We start from the raw sequence: 446 nt of genomic DNA on the forward strand, positions 1-446 counted from the left end.
GAAGATGGTTTTAAATATGAATTTGCAGATCAGGAAACATCGTATTCCAGTACCTGGACTTATGCCCGGGAATATCCGACGGCATGGTATCTGAGCAAAATTATTAGTCCCAATGGAGCAGATGTAGTAACTTTTCAATATGAAACATTTAGCGCCGGGCATACTGTTTCTAATGTATCGTCAGAAAAATATGCATTGTCATCAGCACAATATACCACACCTACTCCTCCTTATACTTATTCAAATTACCAGGTTACTGAAAGTGGCAATTATAAACGATTATTGAAGATTCAATTTTCTGATTTAACCGAAGTTAATTTTTCATATGACGCAGCAAATAGAACAGATTGGGCCAGCGATAAGGCATTAAACAGTATTACCATCAGCAATAATAACAGGCAATATAAAAAGTTTGACTTAAAGCAGAAGTATTCATCAAACAGACT

At 35.7% G+C, this 446-nt stretch carries 1 protein-coding gene; it reads left to right on the plus strand.

All coding sequences use genetic code 11. From position 1 onward, the window contains the following. The coding region (locus RAD16_RS41265; protein ID WP_458163710.1) for a hypothetical protein at positions 1 to 446 on the plus strand (446 nt) is incomplete at both ends.

Source organism: Bradyrhizobium sp. 18BD, from assembly GCF_054185225.1.